This window comes from Mesorhizobium sp. P2_D5 (genome assembly GCF_056404355.1).
Genome location: NZ_JBFUEE010000002.1, coordinates 939,512 through 954,310, shown reverse-complemented (window position 1 = coordinate 954,310; position 14,799 = coordinate 939,512). Strand labels below are relative to the sequence as shown.

The 14,799-nt window shown below is 62.5% G+C and carries 13 protein-coding genes; 6 read left to right on the top strand and 7 right to left on the bottom strand.

Annotation, left to right across the window (positions count from 1 at the left end; all coding sequences use genetic code 11):
* The first annotated feature begins 134 nt into the window (after positions 1-134).
* Positions 135-536: an SET domain-containing protein gene (locus AC1DYW_RS11275; protein ID WP_477226193.1), complete on the top strand. Its 402-nt coding sequence runs from the start codon at positions 135-137 to the stop codon at positions 534-536.
* 85 nt (positions 537-621) lie between these two features.
* Here AC1DYW_RS11275 and AC1DYW_RS11270 read toward each other — a convergent pair whose 3' ends face one another.
* The 4 genes from AC1DYW_RS11270 to AC1DYW_RS11255 all read right to left on the bottom strand — a co-directional run bounded on the left by AC1DYW_RS11270 (position 622) and on the right by AC1DYW_RS11255 (position 3,940).
* Positions 622-1,572, bottom strand: coding sequence for a cytochrome c (locus AC1DYW_RS11270; protein ID WP_477226192.1), 951 nt, complete (start codon positions 1,570-1,572; stop codon positions 622-624).
* A gap of 9 nt (positions 1,573-1,581) precedes the next feature.
* Positions 1,582-2,019: a c-type cytochrome gene (locus AC1DYW_RS11265; RefSeq protein WP_095089871.1), complete on the bottom strand. Its 438-nt coding sequence runs from the start codon at positions 2,017-2,019 to the stop codon at positions 1,582-1,584.
* Positions 2,020-2,289: 270 nt separating this feature from the next.
* Entirely contained in the window at positions 2,290-2,886 is a 597-nt protein-coding gene (locus AC1DYW_RS11260) for a superoxide dismutase (protein ID WP_095089869.1), read from the bottom strand.
* A gap of 175 nt (positions 2,887-3,061) precedes the next feature.
* A complete protein-coding gene (locus AC1DYW_RS11255; RefSeq protein WP_457152417.1) occupies positions 3,062-3,940 on the bottom strand; it encodes a branched-chain amino acid aminotransferase in 879 nt (292 codons plus the stop codon).
* A gap of 156 nt (positions 3,941-4,096) precedes the next feature.
* On the opposite strand from AC1DYW_RS11255, the gene AC1DYW_RS11250 reads away from it, so the two are divergent.
* Both AC1DYW_RS11250 and AC1DYW_RS11245 read left to right on the top strand, forming a co-directional pair.
* A complete protein-coding gene (locus AC1DYW_RS11250) occupies positions 4,097-4,759 on the top strand; it encodes a haloacid dehalogenase type II (RefSeq protein WP_095089865.1) in 663 nt (220 codons plus the stop codon).
* Positions 4,760-4,932: 173 nt separating this feature from the next.
* On the top strand, positions 4,933-5,760 hold the full coding sequence (locus tag AC1DYW_RS11245) for a L,D-transpeptidase (protein ID WP_457152418.1): 828 nt from the start codon (positions 4,933-4,935) through the stop codon (positions 5,758-5,760).
* A 75-nt stretch (positions 5,761-5,835) separates the two neighbouring features.
* On the opposite strand, the gene AC1DYW_RS11240 is transcribed toward AC1DYW_RS11245, so the two are convergent.
* Complete coding sequence (locus AC1DYW_RS11240; RefSeq protein ID WP_477226191.1) at positions 5,836-6,378, bottom strand: class I SAM-dependent methyltransferase; 543 nt, start codon at positions 6,376-6,378, stop codon at positions 5,836-5,838.
* A 102-nt stretch (positions 6,379-6,480) separates the two neighbouring features.
* Complete coding sequence (locus AC1DYW_RS11235) at positions 6,481-7,287, bottom strand: alpha/beta fold hydrolase (RefSeq protein ID WP_477226190.1); 807 nt, start codon at positions 7,285-7,287, stop codon at positions 6,481-6,483.
* Between the two features lie 107 nt (positions 7,288-7,394).
* Here AC1DYW_RS11235 and AC1DYW_RS11230 point away from each other — a divergent pair, with 107 nt between their 5' ends.
* Complete coding sequence (locus AC1DYW_RS11230; RefSeq protein ID WP_477226438.1) at positions 7,395-8,939, top strand: bifunctional AfsR/SARP family transcriptional regulator/alpha/beta hydrolase; 1,545 nt, start codon at positions 7,395-7,397, stop codon at positions 8,937-8,939.
* A gap of 13 nt (positions 8,940-8,952) precedes the next feature.
* Here the strand turns inward: AC1DYW_RS11230 and AC1DYW_RS11225 are convergent, their stop codons facing one another.
* Positions 8,953-11,808 (bottom strand): ATP-binding protein, encoded by a 2,856-nt coding sequence (locus tag AC1DYW_RS11225; protein ID WP_477226189.1) that lies wholly within the window; start codon positions 11,806-11,808, stop codon positions 8,953-8,955.
* Positions 11,809-12,032: 224 nt separating this feature from the next.
* Here AC1DYW_RS11225 and AC1DYW_RS11220 point away from each other — a divergent pair, with 224 nt between their 5' ends.
* Together AC1DYW_RS11220 and AC1DYW_RS11215 are read left to right on the top strand one after the other, a co-directional pair.
* The gene (locus tag AC1DYW_RS11220; protein WP_477226188.1) at positions 12,033-13,394 is read left to right on the top strand and encodes an epoxide hydrolase family protein; all 1,362 of its coding nucleotides are present in this window, start codon (positions 12,033-12,035) and stop codon (positions 13,392-13,394) included.
* An 87-nt stretch (positions 13,395-13,481) separates the two neighbouring features.
* Positions 13,482-14,798, top strand: a complete 1,317-nt coding sequence (locus AC1DYW_RS11215; RefSeq protein ID WP_477226187.1) for an epoxide hydrolase family protein — start codon at positions 13,482-13,484, stop codon at positions 14,796-14,798.
* Position 14,799 lies beyond the last annotated feature (1 nt).

The window sequence follows — 14,799 nt, the reverse complement described above, 5'->3', positions numbered from 1 at the left end:
TCACTTTTGGGTTCAGCGATCATGACTTTTTGAATTCCGCATCGCTCATTTCCCCTCGCAATTGCGATGGTCGCGCGCTACCCAAGGCACGACTTTCCCGGGCGACGAAGCCCGCACTCGCACAAGGGTCCATTATGCTGCTCGTCGACGTCTATCTCGACAAATCGCCGATCCAGGGCATCGGCGTTTTTGCCAAGCACCACATCCCCAAGGGCACGCTGATCTGGAAGCTGGACCCCCGCTTCGACAGGATCATCGACGTCGAGACCTATGAGGGCGAGACCGGGCCGGTGAAGAATTATCTCGATCGCTATTCCTACCCGGACCGGCGTGATCCGTCTTACATCGTCTTCGAAGCCGATGACGCCCGCTACATGAACCATGACGATGAGCCGAATTGCGATGTCTCGTCGCCTGAGGAAACCTACGCCTTGCGCGACATCGCATCCGGCGAGGAACTGACCTGCAACTACAACCACTTTTTCGAGGCAGGCTTCGACTTTCTGGGCGACCGCCACTTGGCACCCGACAGCTAGAGCGCGTCGCGCCTGACGAGAGTCACGCGCCGCGCTTAAGACACGTCGTTGACCCAAACCGCTGCGTAGTTTTGGGCGGCGTGCGTCAGTTCGCCGTCTTCTTGCGCGCCGGATAACCGTTGGGATGCGGTGGTACCGCCTTGAGGTAGGCGGCAATCGCCGCACGATCCCCTGCGGTCAGTTCGGCCATGTTCTTCTGCACGTCGACCATCGCGCCGCCGACAGCATCGAAATCGGGCGTGAAGCCGGTCTCGAGGTAATTGGCGATGTCGCCTTCGGACCAGTTGCCGATGCCGCCCTCGCCCGATGTGATGTTCGGCACGATGCCGCTGCCTTCGGCGGCCACGGCGCCCGCCAGCCACTCGCTCTTCTTCGTCCCGCCCGCAAAGTCGCGCGGCGTGTGGCATTCGCCGCAATGGCCCGGCCCTTCGACCAGGTAGCGACCAGCCATCACCGGATCAGGCGTGCCTTCGGGAAGCGAAACGACCGGCTGACTGCCGAGATAAACCAGTTTCCAAAGGCCGATGCCGCGGCGGATGTTGAACGGGAACGTCAGCGAATTGCCTGGCGCCTTGCCGGCGACGGCCGGCAGTGTTTTCAGGAAGGCATAGAGGTCGGCAATGTCGTCCGGTTTCATGCGTGCGTAGGACGCATAGGGGAACGCCGGATATAAATGCTCGCCCGACGGCGACACCCCCTTCAACATGGCATTGGCGAGGTCCTCGACCGACCATGCGCCGATGCCGTCCTTGGGGTCCTGCGAAATGTTGGGCGGCACGAAGGTGCCGAATGGCGTCTTGAGCGCGAGGCCACCCACCAGCTGAAGCCGGGCATCGCCCTGCGACCCCGGCTTTGCATGGCACGAGGTGCAACCGCCGGCATAGAAAATGCGCTTGCCCCTGGCCGCGTCGCCAGGGCCGAGCTTGGCCAGGGTCTCGCTGTCGAGCCTCACAGGCGCCGACAGGACCCACCCGGCAACCGCGCCAACGCCGCCCAGGACGACGAGGGCGCCGACGAGCTTTTTCAGCCAGGGCATGGCCTGCTATCAGCCCTTTTTCACTCGATAGGTCTGGTGGCAGGTGCCGCAGTTGGACGCGATGGTGTCAAATTGCGCCTTCAACGTATCGACATCTGCGGGAGCGGCAGCGGTCGCTGCCTTGACGTCGGCGATGAATTTGTCGTTGGCCGCCTTGAAGCCGGGCATGTCTTCCCAGATCTTCGGCGCAGCCGTGGTGTCGCCCGTGTCGCTGCCGGCCGGGAACAGCGCGTCGACATCGACCTTCTCGGCATTCGCCTGCAGTGCCTGCAGGGCCGTCAGCACAGCTGCGGCATCAAAAGGCTCCTCGCCCTTTACCACCTTGGAAATGCCGCCGACGATCTTTCCACGCTCCTTCATCAGAGCCTGCCGATCGAGGATCGGGTCGGCAAAGGCCGCCGACGCCGCGAGGGCGAGCATTGAGATGGCGATGACAAGCTTTCTCATTCAATTGGCTCCATGATGAAGGTATTTTGGGGATGAGGGGCATTTCGGGACAGGACGTTAACGGATGCCACGAAGGGAATATTCCCTTCGCCTCGGATGAATTTGCTGCGCCACAGCAAAAGAAAGCCCCGGGAGTGCCGGGGCTTTGCTGGAGATCGATCAGGTCATCAAACGCGTCGCGTCCAAAGGGACGCAAACGACGCTGCTTGAGTCCTTGCTCTCGTACACGTCGTGGTCCCAAAACCGCTGCGCACGTTTGGGCGACATGCATCAGGCCTTTTCGTAGAGCTCAAGCACGTGATCCCAGTTGATCAGGCTGTCGACGAACGCCTCGAGATATTTCGGCCGGGCGTTGCGATAGTCGATGTAGTAGGAGTGCTCCCAGACGTCGACGCCGAGGATCGGCGACGCGCCATGGACGAGCGGGTTTTCGCCGTTCGGCGTCTTGGAGATCGCCAGCTTGCCGTCCTTGACCGAAACCCAGGCCCAGCCTGAGCCGAACTGCGTCGTGCCGGCGGCGATGAAATCGGCCTTGAACTTGTCGTAGCCGCCAAGATCGCTGTCGACTGCTTTCTGCAGGGCGCCGGGCAATTTGTTGCCGCCGCCGCCTTTCTTCATCCATTTCCAGAAATGGATGTGGTTGTAATGCTGGGCGGCATTGTTGAAGAGGCCGGCATTCTTGCCGAACGACTGCTTGACCACCTCTTCCACCGACAGATCGCCCATTCCGGCTTCCGCGGCCAGCTTGTTGCCGTTGTCGACATAGGCCTTATGGTGCTTGTCGTGGTGATATTCCAGCGTCTCTTTCGACATGTAAGGCTGCAAGGCCTCATAGTCGTAAGGCAGAGCGGGCAATTCAAAAGCCATGGGTAGTACTCCCTCGTGGAAAATCCGGTGTCGATACCGGACTAAGATAGGTCTGGATTGAGCTCGGACAACTCCGGAATGAAGCGCCGGTTCCCTTTCTAGGCGGGTAGCGGAAAACTGTCACACGGTTTTCCGACAACGAACCGCGCAGCGACAAAAGGCCGGGCCGGACGCGTCAGCCAGCCGACGTCGAATGCGCCCAATCCCAATAGAGTTCGCGCGCCTTCTTGGCCACCGGCCCGGGTTGCAGGTTGCGATCCTCGATGCGCGTGATCGGCACCACCTTGGAATGGTTTCCGGTCGAAAAGATTTCGTCCGCTTCCAGGAAATCCCGTATCGACAGGGTCTTTTCGGTAGTCTTGAAGCCATACTCGCCGAGCAGCGTCATGGTGCGGGAGCGGGTGATGCCGGACAGGAAGGTGCCGTTCGGGGCCGGCGTCAGGACATGGCCATCCTTGACCAAGAAGATGTTCGAGGTTCCGGTCTCGGCGACGTTGCCCAGCATGTCGAGCACCAGCGCGTTGTCGAACCCGCGCATCTTGGCTTCGAGAATGGCACGGCCGTTGTTGGGATAAAGGCAGCCGGCCTTGGCATTGGTCGGCATGGTTTCGATGGTCGGGCGCCGGAACGGCGATACGGTCACCGAAAAGCCAGTCGGCGGGATCATCGGCGACTCATAAAGGCAAAGGCAAAAACGGGTCGAGGCGGGATCGGCCGGAACGCCCATATAGCCGCCATGCTCGGCCCAGTACATCGGCCTGATGTAGACGGCTGTCTTGCCATCGAACTTCTTCAACCCGTCCCAGGTAAGCCCGACGATCTTGTCGGCGGTCATCGACGGCTTGAGGCCGAGCGCAATCGCCGAGGAATTCACCCTGGCGGCATGGCGGTCGAGGTCGGGGGCAACGCCTTCGAACCAGCGGCCGCCGTCGAACACGCTGGTGCCAAGCCACATGGCGTGGCTACGCGGCCCCAGAATGGCGACATTGCCCTCGTGCCAATCACCATCGACGAAAGTCCATGTCGCGGATAGTGCCTCAGCCGCCAGTGTCATCGCGTTATCCCGTCCCGATCGATCTCGTGTGACAGTCATTGGAAGATGCTTTGGCGGGCGCCGTCAACCGGCATCGCGGAGTTTTGTTGAGGCCAGCGGCGCGAGCGATGCAATCAAAGCTTGCACCTTCTCGCGCCTCGCCTCAAAACTGTTGCCATGCAATACGCCGCCTATGTTTTCGACGCCTACGGCACGCTGTTCGACGTGCATGCCGCCGTGCGCCGTCATGCCGACCAGATTGGGCCGGACGGCCAATTGTTGTCCGAAATCTGGCGCGCCAAACAGCTCGAATACTCCTGGGTGCGCACACTGATGGGCGCCTATGCCGATTTCTGGCAACTGACGGAACAGGCGCTCGATTTCGCCTTGCGCAAGGTTCCCTCGGCCGACCCTGGCCTCAAGGCCAAACTGCTGGACGCCTACTGGCGGCTGGATTGCTATCCCGAAGTGCCGGCCGTGCTCAAGGCGCTCAAGGCTTCGGGAGCGAAGCTGGCGATCCTGTCCAACGGCTCGCCCGAAATGCTGCAGGCAGCGGTCAAGTCCGCCGCGCTCGATCAGGTTCTGGACGACATCTATTCGGTCGATACGGTCAGGCGCTTCAAGACCGATCCGGCGGTCTACGACATGGTCACTACCGGCTGGCGCCTCTATCCCAACGCGGTTTCCTTCCAGTCCTCCAATCGCTGGGACATCGCCGGTGCGACCAAATTCGGCTTCCGCACGGTCTGGATCAACCGTTCCAACCAGCCGGAAGAGTACCGGGACTTTCCACCGGCCCTGATCCTGCCATCGCTCGAAGCATTGGTGCCCGGCAGCTAGGTTGCAAAGCTGTGTCTCTGACGCCACAGTGGCAGCGCAGTCACAGCTTCGCCTTTGTTTGTCCACGTTCGGGCCAGAATCGGAACCGCCTATCGCGCCGGGTGTTGTCAGACACCCACGCAGCAATCGGCGTTTCAACCTTTGTTGCGATTTGACACCTAAAGAAGGCAACCATGTCCATAGCCGAAATCGAATCCTTTCGCCTGAGCCGTCGCGGCTTTCTCAACGCCGCTGCATTAGGCGCCGCTTCGATCGCGGTTTCCGCATGCGCCACCACCGGGCCGGAACCGGTCGAGCCGCCACCGCCGCCAACCTATGTCGAGCCGCCGCTGCCCGACTACGCGACGATGTACGCGGCCGTCAGCGACGGCGGCTTCGACCTTCCGCCAATACCGTTCGAGAGGATCGATCCGCAGTTCCTGCGCCAGATCGTCCCCGATCCGACGGGACAGAAACCCGGCACCATCATCGTCGACACGACCGGGCACCATCTCTATCTCGTGCGCCAGGGCGGCCAGGCGATCCGCTACGGCGTTGGCCTTGGCCGCGCCGGCTTCGAATGGTCCGGCGACGCCGTCGTTCAGTGGAAGCAGAAATGGCCGAAATGGACGCCGCCGGATGAAATGGTCGCCCGGCAGCCGGAACTGAAGCCATACAGCGCCGAAAATGGTGGCATGCCGGGCGGGCTGAAGAACCCGCTCGGGGCGCGCGCCCTCTACCTCTTCCAGGGCGACGTCGACACGCTGTACCGCCTGCACGGCTCGCCCGAATGGAAGTCAATCGGCAAGTCGGTCTCGTCAGGCTGCGTGCGCCTGATGAACCAGGACATCATCGATCTCTACGACCGCGTGCCTTCGAAGACACCGGTGATCGTGACCAGCGATGTCAGCCAGCCAATGGTGGCAACGGCCAATCGCCGGGCTATTCCGATCGACGCCGGCGTGCCGGACGGATCGGTCCTGCTCGGGCCGGTGAAGGCCATCACGGATTCGATTTTCTGAGACGCGGGGTGCGTGGCGGAAGAGCCGCGCGAGCATCTTGCGCATTTTCGGACGTGCAGGTTTCGACGAAGGCCGTCAACCTGTCGGGGGTGCCGCGACGCCAGCGTAGTGGCTTCCCAATTGCCAGAAAGGCAGCGAGAACCGCCCGCGCTCCTCTTCAACGAGACTGAAGCCGGCCCCGCGGATCAAGAGCAACGGATCGCGATTGAGGTGGCAGCCGCCGGCGATCCGCCCCCACAGCCTGTTCAGGCGCTCCTGCCATCTGCGGCAACGCGGTTGCTCGGCCTGGCCATGCTCTATGAAGATCAGCCGGCCCGTCGGCTTCAGGATGCGTCGGATTTCGGTCAGCGCCATCTCAGGGTCCGGAATGGTACAGAAGGCATAGGTGACGACAACCGTGTCGGCGAAGGCATCGGCCAGCGGCAGGCTTTCGCCGCTGGCCCGGAGGCATTCGACATCGAACGGCAAGGTGCGGCTCTTCGGTGCAGCCAGGCCGAGCATCGTGCCGTCGGGATCGACGCCGATCAGCCGCTCGACCCTGGCAGCGTCGTAATAGGGAAGGTTCAGGCCGGACCCGAAGCCGACTTCGACGACAATGCCCTCTGCCCGCGGGATCATTCGCCTTCGCATGTGTGCGAATGTGTTGGCCGAACAGCCGGCGTGGACGACGTAGGGAGCAATGCAGCGTGCATACCAGGAGAGACAGGTTTGGCACATGGCTTAGCCTCCTTGCCTTGTGCTCTGAGCACCGACACGGTCCAGAAAAGCGTCGACCACCGGCGTCACGGTGTCGACATCGAGGAAGGCGGTGACATGGTTCTTGCCCGCGAGCGGCAGAAACTCGCCGCCCGCCAGTTCCGCGAAATTCCGGACGGGCTCGCAACGGGGATCGAGCGTGCCGCTGATTGCCAACACCGGTATCCCCAGCCCCGCGAAGGCCGCCGAGAAATCCAGCCTGTCCTTGGCAAGGCTTGCTCGAACAGCGGTGAGATCGTTGGCCCTGATCCGCCGGCTTGCGGCCTGCGAAAGGTCGGGGGCCAGTTGCGTCAAGGAGGCGAGCCAGGTCTCGAAGTCATTCTTGAGCGCCGCTCGGAGGGAGGTGAGATCCTCCGCGTACGGATGCGCGCCATTGACGATCAGCGCGCTGACGCGGTCCGGGTGGTAGAGAGCCACGGCCAGCGCGACCACGCCGCCCATTGAATGTCCCATCAATGCAGCATGCTGGACGCCGGCACTGTCGAGCACCGCAACGACATCTGCTGCCCGCCTGAGCCCGGAATAGGCAATCGGGTTGTGAGGCTTTCCGCTCCGGCCATGGCCGCGGCAATCGATGAGGATCAGCCGGCGCCCGCGCCGCAGCAATTGGTCGACGTAACCCGCCTCGTGCCAGGACTCGCTGTTTTCGGTCACGCCATGCAGCAGTACGAGCGGCTCGCCGCGACCGAGGTCCTGGTAGGCGATAGAGATGCCGTCCCTGGCAACAGCCTCGGACGTGCGATGATGGGTGAGAGTATTGACCGGTGACATTTCTCGCTCCAAGGGAGTCTCCTGATTGGGCTCAATCGGCCCGACCTCCTGGGGTGGATAGAAGGCCGGCGTCCCCTCAACGTCCCCGCGCGGCCGCATACGGATCGATGGAGCGATTGGAGTTCCGACTTCTGGGTTTTCCTGAGTTGCGTCTGAACGGGCGGCGGGTGGAACTTGCCTTGCGCAAGGCGGCAGCGCTTCTCGTCTACCTCGCCGAGGCCGCCGGGCCTGTGGCGCGTGAGGTCGCAGCCACGCTTCTGTGGCCCGAAACCGACGAGGAAGCCGCACGCGCACGCCTTCGGCGCACGCTGTATAAAATCCGCATCGCGTTCGGCAGCGAGGTTATCGCTACCAGCGGAACATCCCTAAGCCTGCACCCGGCGCTGTCCGTTGAGGTCGACTCCAAGGTCTTCGAGCATGTCTGCAATGTCGGCCCTCTCGACGAGGCAGCCGACATGCTTAAGGGCGACTATCTCGCCGGCTTCTCCGTCCCTGATTGTCCTGAATTCGAGGAATGGGTCTTCTTCAGGCGCGAGGCCCTGCGCAGCCGGCTCGTGCAGGCGCTGGAGCGGCTCATCGAAGCGAAGATCGCCGCCGGTGAGCCTCGCAGCGCGGTCGTGCATGCGACGCGCCTGACGGGACTGGACCCTTTGAGTGAAAGTGCGCACCGTCACCTGATCCGTGCTCACCTGGCGGCCGGGGACAGGGCGGCAGCCGAGCGCCAAAGGGACACCTGTGTTCGGTTGCTGCGGGAAGAACTCGGCATAGCGCCGGACCCAGCCACGCTTGCCCTGCTGCATGAGCCATCTCACGATGCTGCCCCGGACGTGCCCAGAACGCGCTATGTCGAGGTGGACGGCATCCATATCGCCTATCAGATCGTTGGCAGCGGTCCGATGGATATCGTGCTTGTTCCGGGCTTCATTTCGCATGTCGAGCGTATCTGGGAAGACAGAAGCTGCCGCGCCTGGATCACCGCGGTTTCGCATCTCGGCCGCCTGATCCTTTTCGACCGGCGAGGCATGGGACTTTCTGACCGTGTCGGTGCCCGCCCGACCGTCGAAGCAACGGCGCAGGACATTCTGGCGGTCATGAACGCGGCCAGTAGCCGTAGGGCCTTGCTCATCGGCGCGTCAGAAGGTGGGCCGGGTTGTGTCCGTTTTGCCGTAAACCACCCCGATCGCCTGATCGGTCTTGTTCTGTGGGGTTCCCTTGCGAAAGGCAGCCGCGCGCCCGACTATCCTTTTGCCCTGACCGTCGCGCAATACGATCTGTGGAAGCAACGACTGCTCGCCAGTTGGGGTGGCCCGGCGGAAATCGAAACTTTCGCCCCCAGCCTGGCCGCAGACCGCCAGGCGCAGACCTGGTGGGCAGGGTTGCTCAGGGCAGCCTCCAGTCCCGGCGCGGTCGCGGGTCTGCTGGAAGCGCTGCGTGATACCGATGTCCGTCATCTCCTTGCAAAGGTTTCGGCAAGGACGATGGTTCTGCACCGCTCCGGCGACCGCGCCGTTCGCATCGAAGCCGGGCGCTTCCTCGCGGCCAACATCCCAGGCGCGAAGTTCATTGAGGTTGCCGGCAACGATCACTGGTTCTGGGTCGGCGACCAGCAGCCGCTGCTTAACAGCATTGGCGCGTTTGCACGACGTAGCTGATCGCTCAGGCGGGCTACCTTAGCGTCGCCAGCAGGTGTTCGGCAGCCTTGACATCCGCCGTATTCAGGCCCTCCACAAAATGCGCCGCAACCGGTTGCAAGAGCTCGCGAGCGCTATTGATCTCCCCTCGCTCGGCCATCAGCGTCGTCATGTCGATTGCGGTTCGCAACTCCCATGCCCGCGCGCGCTGACTGCGGCTCAACTCCAGTGCCTGCATGAGGTAGGCGGCAGCTTCGTCGCGGTTGCGTTGCGACTGGAGAAGGAGGCTTCCCTTCATCCGCAGCAACTCCGGGAGGTACAATTGGTCGCCGTTCTTTTCGACGAGGCCAAGCGACTCGTCGATCAGCGCAGTTGCTTCATCGACCTGACCGATTGCGGACAATCCCCTGACCAGCGAGAGGTTGAGCGGAGTCGTGAGCAATTCGTAAGGTGCCGCGTGCAGCTTCTGAAGAGAAGTCTGCAGGCCCTCGACACCGCCTTCTGCATCGCCTTGACGGATCGCGACTTCGCTTTTGAATCCCCGACCGACCAGCAGGTAAGGAGTCATGGAATGGGATTCCGCGCGAGCGATGAGCATGTCGATGTACGCCTCGGCGCTCTTCAGGTCGCCCGTCCACAGGAAGACCGATATCGCCCAGATCAACGCGATCGCCAGCGTTAGAGAATGATCCATGGCGGCAGCCTCTTCGACGGCCTGCCGAGCATGCGCCATGGCTTGATCCGGATGGCCTTGCAGCCAAAGGTTCCTCGCCAGAATTGCCCTGGCCAGGATTTTGCCTTCGAAGCCCAGATAGATCGTCGTGGTCCGCTGAGAGCGCGGCCCACGGTCGAGCGCCGCCTCCAGCTCTGCGCGCGCCGCCGCGAGGTCGCCTCGCAAGTGAAGCGAGATACCCAGGATCGAGTGTGCAAGCGCGATCGCGACCGAATCCTCCAGACCAGCGGCTGTGGCTGAACAGCGTCTTGCAATTTCGAGGGCGGTTACGAAATTGCCCGTCCGCAGATGGAACATGTTGAGCGGACCCAACAGACGCACCTGATCCAGCGGATCGCCGCGCTCCTCGGCGATCGCCAGGCTTCTCTGCAGGGCTACGCGCGCCCTGTCGCGTCCTCCCCGCATGAACATGAAGGATACGCCGAGAGCGGCCTGAAGATGCATCTCGTCAAGTCCGCCAAGGGCGGCACCGTCGGATGCCAATATTGCCCTTTCAGACCAGCGATGACACTCCGGCAACAAGGACATCGCCAGGAAAACCGGCGCGGCAGCGATGGCGAGTCCCGTGCCGATGTCGGCGTTTCCGTGTTTGCCGAAGCACCATTCCAGGGCAGCTCGGACATTGTTGATGGCGGCGAAGTGAGGAGCCCGTTCCTCACCGGTTCCCAGTTTTGGCCATCCGATCCCTGTCTGCTCCAGCCATCTCCGATAGTAGGCGGCGTGGCGCACTGCCAGATCGGCAGCCTCGGCATCATCGATCCGGATATCGAGAACGTAGGCGCGCGTGGTATCGAGGAGCCGGTAGCGCATCATCGCTCCGGCCGGACGCGTCGCCACAATCGATTTGGCGACGAGACTGTCCATGGCGCCCAGGACGGTCGATCGATCGAGGGTCGCGCTCGTCACCACCTCCAGTGCGGCATCGAGCGTGAAATGACCGACGAACACGGCGAGCCTGCGCAACACCACGCGCTCAAGGTCGGTCAGGAGCCCAAAGCTCCAGTCCAGCGTCGCCTGCAGGGTTTGCTGACGCGGCGGCGCGGTCCGCGAACCGAGCCACAGCAGTGTCAGGCGTTGATCAAGAAGTGCGGCGGTCTGTTGCAGCCCATAGGATTCGACGCGCCTGGCCGCCAGTTCGATGGAGAGCGCCACTCCGTCGAGCTTTCGACAGATGCTTGCGATGAGCAGGGCCTCCGCATCGTTGATGTCCAAACGAGCGCCGCCTGCCACCGCTCGTTCGACGAACAGTTGGGTGGCCGGGAAGGTCTGGACAATGGCCGCCGTCAGGCCAGGTTCGTCGGGCGGATAGGCAAGCGCATCCAACCGATAGATATGCTCGCCTTCGACCCGAAGCGTCTCGCGGCTCGTCGCCAGAATGTGGACCTGTGACGCCGCATCGACGATGCTTGCTGCCAAAGGCGCCACCGCATCCAAGAGATGCTCACAGGTATCGAGGATCAAGAGAATCCGCTTGTTGCGCAAGTAGGCGATCAGGTTGGGCGTGGCATCTTCTGTTTGAACGGATAGCCCAAGCATCGAGGCGACGGCAGTGGTCACGAGACCGGGATCACCGATCATTCCCAGATCGACGAACAGAACTGCCCCATAAAATGCGTCGATCAGATGATGCCCGACTGCGATCGCGACGGTGGTTTTGCCGACACCGCCGGCGCCGACGATGGTGACGAACCGCGAAGCATTCAGCTGCGCCGACAGCTTGAGAACGTCCTGATCCCGCCCGACCATTCTGCTCAAGCGGTTTGGAAGATTCGCATGCGGAAATCCGGCGGCGATGAATGGGGCTTCGTCGTGTGGGCTGCTTAATCGCGAGACCGGTGCAACGAAGCAATAGCCGCGCCCCGGAAGCGTCGCGATGTAACGCGCGCCATCCTTTCCATCGCCCAGCGCCTTGCGCAGTCCGGTCATGTGGAACCGCAGGCTGCCTTCCTCGACAACCACATCGGGCCAAACGCGCGCCATCAGATCCTTCTTGCTGACGACTTCATTCGGCGCGGAAGTCAGCACGATGAGAATTTCAAGGGCGCGCGAGCCCAACTCTACGGGAGCGCCTTCTCTTGTCAGGAGCCTTTCACCCGCAGCCAAATAGAAAGGGCCAAACGACAATCTGTCTTTGGCCTGACTTGGCGTTATCGTCATGGCGTCTCTTCTTTTGGGAGCCGCCTGCACCCGGCACCTTACTTTAGGTCAAGGAGCGCTCCCGCACCATAGGGAGTCTCCACTGTCTGGCGCCTCCTATCTGCTCAAAAAAGCGGCAGGCGGGCAGCGACTAACAAGAGCTCACGACGCATAACGGGCTAATCCCATCTCCCGGGGGTACGTCAAGCAGCGCAGATCGCATCCATCAACCCCAGGAGAGTCCCATGGACACGACCAGAACCTCCGAAACAATCGACCAGGACCGCCGGCGACTTTTGGGCACTGCCGCGGTCGGCATAGCCGCCGCGGGCGCCGCGAGCCTGCTCCCGTCACAGAAGGCCTCCGCATCAACCGGCGATGGCATCCGCCCCTTCACCGTTAGTTTCCCGCAGGAAGAGCTCACCGAGCTTCGCCGGCGCATCGTCGCTACGCGCTGGCCCGAGCGCGAGCTCGTATCCGACGAGGCCTCCCGGCGGATCTGGTCGACCCCGGCGACGGTAGGGCCAACGCAGGGCGTACAACTCGCCACGATGCAGAAGCTCATGAAGTACTGGGGAACGGAATATGATTGGAGCAAATGCGAGGCGCGGTTGAAAGCGCTGCCGAATTTCGTCACCGAGATCGACGGCCTCGACATCCACTTCATCCACGTGAAATCCAAGCATCAGGGCGCCCTGCCTGTCATCATCACGCATGGCTGGCCCGGTTCGGTCATCGAACTCCTGAAGATCATCGATCCGTTCACCAATCCCACCGCGCACGGCGGTGCCGAGGCCGACGCGTTCGACGTGGTGATCCCGTCGATGCCGGGCTACGGCTTTTCCGGCAAGCCAACCGAAACCGGTTGGGATCCAGCGCGCATCGCGCGGGCGTGGATCGTGCTGATGAAGCGCCTCGGCTACGACCGGTATGTCGCGCAGGGTGGCGATTGGGGAGCACTTATCACCGAACAGATGGCGCTGATCGCACCTCCCGAACTGGCCGCCATCCACACGAACATGCCGGGGACCATTCCGCCCGAGATCGTGAAGGCGCTTGCCTCTGGCGGCCCGCCCCCTGCCGATCTCGGCCACGACGAGAAGCGCGCCTACGAGCAGGTCGCGTTCTTCTACAAGAACGGGCTGGGCTACGCCAACGAAATGGCACTTCGTCCGCAAACGCTCTACGGGATCGTCGATTCACCGGCCGGCCTGGCGGCGTGGATCCTCGATCACGATGCGGACAGCTGTGCGCTGATCGCCCGCTCCTTCGACGGAGAGCCGGAGGGCCTTACCCGCGACGACATCCTCGACAACATCACGTTCTACTGGCTGACCAACACGGCGATCTCGTCAGCACGTCTCTATTGGGAACACTCGCAAACGGCGAAGGCCGGCTTCTTCGACGCCAAGGGCATCACAATTCCTGTCGGCGCCACTGCGAACCCCAGCGAAATCTACACAGCGCCGAAGAGCTGGACTGAACGCGCGTTCCCGAAGCTTCTGCATTACGGCCGCACAGACAAGGGTTGCCATTTCGCGGCCTGGGAACAGCCGAAGATCTTCACCGATGAGGTGCGCGCAACATTCAAGACGTTGCAGACCTGACGTGTTGGCGGAGGATGGCGCACCGGACGTGTGTCATCTTCCGCCCTGCGGTAGCTGCGTAGCGAACTTCCGAAGGGAGCGACTGCAATGAACCCCCTCATCAAGACGCTTGCCGTCGCTGTGGCTTGCACCGTGCTCGCTACCGCTACGCTGGTGTTCGGGCTTTGCACCCGCTCCGCGCCCGCCTTCGCAAATCCGGTCGAGGATCGCTCGATCCGGCCCTTCAAAATCCAGGTGCCGCAAGTGGCGCTCGACGATCTCCGCAGGCGTATTGCAGAAACACGGTGGCCCGACCGGGAGACCGTAGATGACCAGTCGCAGGGCATTCAGCTCGCGAAGATCAGGCCGCTCGTCGAGTATTGGGGCACGGCCTACGACTGGCGGACAGCGGAAGCGAAGCTGAATTCCCTGCCTCAGTTCATGACCACGATCGACGGCGTGGACATTTACTTCATGCACGTTCGCTCGAAACATCCCCATGCCCTGCCGCTGATCATGACGCATGGCTGGCCTGGCTCGGTGCTGGAGCTGTTGAAAACGGTCGGCCCGCTCACCGATCCTACCGCGCATGGCGGCAGTCCTGAGGACGCGTTCGACCTCGTACTGCCGTCGTTGCCGGGTTTCGGCTTCTCCGGCAAGCCGACCGAGACCGGCTGGGGTACAGACCGCATTGCGCGAGCCTGGGCAGAGCTGATGAAGCGCCTAGGCTATACGGAATACGTCGCCCAAGGCGGCGACTGGGGCTCCCCCGTTTCGAATGCAATGGGCCGCCTGGCGCCTGCAGGACTTCTTGGCATCCATGTCAACCTGCCCGCTGTCGTACCACCTGAGGTAGCTGCTGTGCTCGCCAGCGGCGGACCAGTGCCGGCAGGCCTGACGGGCAAGGAGCGCACGGCATTCGACGCGCTCAGCATGGCCGCCAAGATGGGGAATAGATCCTACGCCACGATGATGGGCACCCGACCGCAGACGATAGGCTACGCCATCAATAACTCCCCTGCGGGGCTCGCAGCGTGGATGCTCGGGCATCCGGGCTTTTCAGGCTGGACCTACGACGACAGCGACCCTGAAAAGTCGCCGGACGAGGTGCTGGACGACATAACTCTGTACTGGTTGACGAACACCGCCACCTCGTCCGGGCGAATTTACTGGGAGTACGGCGGCGGCCGCAGTCCCGTTTTTGCCGACCCTGAAAAGACCAACGAAGTTTCGCTGCCGGTCGCCATCACGGTCTTTCCGGGAGAAGGCTATCAGGCCCCCGAGACGTGGGCCCGGCGCGCCTACCCCAACCTGATCTACTTCCATGAGGTCGACAAGGGCGGCCACTTCGCCGCGTGGGAACAGCCGGAGCTCTTCTCCGCCGAGTTGCGCGCTGCCTTCAGGTCGCTGCGGCAAAGAAACTGAA

What these genes read in the sequence shown, in the direction of transcription:
- AC1DYW_RS11275 (WP_477226193.1), top strand. Translation starts at nt 135, where the DNA reads ATGCTGCTCGTCGACGTCTATCTCGACAAATCGCCGATCCAGGGCATC.
- AC1DYW_RS11270 (WP_477226192.1), bottom strand. Translation starts at nt 1,572, where the DNA reads ATGCCCTGGCTGAAAAAGCTCGTCGGCGCCCTCGTCGTCCTGGGCGGC.
- AC1DYW_RS11265 (WP_095089871.1), bottom strand. Translation starts at nt 2,019, where the DNA reads ATGAGAAAGCTTGTCATCGCCATCTCAATGCTCGCCCTCGCGGCGTCG.
- AC1DYW_RS11260 (WP_095089869.1), bottom strand. Translation starts at nt 2,886, where the DNA reads ATGGCTTTTGAATTGCCCGCTCTGCCTTACGACTATGAGGCCTTGCAG.
- AC1DYW_RS11255 (WP_457152417.1), bottom strand. Translation starts at nt 3,940, where the DNA reads ATGACACTGGCGGCTGAGGCACTATCCGCGACATGGACTTTCGTCGAT.
- AC1DYW_RS11250 (WP_095089865.1), top strand. Translation starts at nt 4,097, where the DNA reads ATGCAATACGCCGCCTATGTTTTCGACGCCTACGGCACGCTGTTCGAC.
- AC1DYW_RS11245 (WP_457152418.1), top strand. Translation starts at nt 4,933, where the DNA reads ATGTCCATAGCCGAAATCGAATCCTTTCGCCTGAGCCGTCGCGGCTTT.
- AC1DYW_RS11240 (WP_477226191.1), bottom strand. Translation starts at nt 6,378, where the DNA reads ATGATCCCGCGGGCAGAGGGCATTGTCGTCGAAGTCGGCTTCGGGTCC.
- AC1DYW_RS11235 (WP_477226190.1), bottom strand. Translation starts at nt 7,287, where the DNA reads ATGTCACCGGTCAATACTCTCACCCATCATCGCACGTCCGAGGCTGTT.
- AC1DYW_RS11230 (WP_477226438.1), top strand. Translation starts at nt 7,395, where the DNA reads ATGGAGCGATTGGAGTTCCGACTTCTGGGTTTTCCTGAGTTGCGTCTG.
- AC1DYW_RS11225 (WP_477226189.1), bottom strand. Translation starts at nt 11,808, where the DNA reads ATGACGATAACGCCAAGTCAGGCCAAAGACAGATTGTCGTTTGGCCCT.
- AC1DYW_RS11220 (WP_477226188.1), top strand. Translation starts at nt 12,033, where the DNA reads ATGGACACGACCAGAACCTCCGAAACAATCGACCAGGACCGCCGGCGA.
- AC1DYW_RS11215 (WP_477226187.1), top strand. Translation starts at nt 13,482, where the DNA reads ATGAACCCCCTCATCAAGACGCTTGCCGTCGCTGTGGCTTGCACCGTG.